This window comes from Promicromonospora kroppenstedtii DSM 19349, assembly GCF_000515355.1.
Lineage (GTDB): Bacteria > Actinomycetota > Actinomycetes > Actinomycetales > Cellulomonadaceae > Promicromonospora > Promicromonospora kroppenstedtii.
The window spans coordinates 83,444-83,702 of record NZ_KI911577.1 but is presented as its reverse complement, the minus strand read 5'-3'; the positions used below and the strand labels follow the sequence as shown (position 1 = coordinate 83,702).

Here is a 259-nt window from a genome sequence, read left to right as displayed (position 1 = left end):
GCCGGTCTCGGCGCCGGATGACCTCACGGGGTCTCTCCGCTGGACCGTCGAGCGCGTGCTCGAAGCCGACGTCGTCGTCGAGCTCCCGGGCTGGGAGATCGGCTCGGCAACGGACGTCGAGCTCACGCTCGCCACGGCGATGGGCGTGTCCGTCGTCAACCTCGCCGAGGCCCTCTCCGTGGAGCCGGAGCGGCTCCCGGCGTAGTACCGCACTAGACGACAGCCCCCTACGCACTGCATCTGCCAGCGGTAGGGGCTT

1 protein-coding gene is annotated in these 259 nt (G+C 70.7%); it reads left to right on the top strand.

Features of this window, described 5'->3' with window-relative positions; all coding sequences use genetic code 11:
- The coding region (locus PROKR_RS33495; RefSeq protein WP_036959233.1) for a hypothetical protein at positions 1-205 on the top strand (205 nt) is incomplete at its 5' end.
- Positions 206-259: the final 54 nt, after the last annotated feature.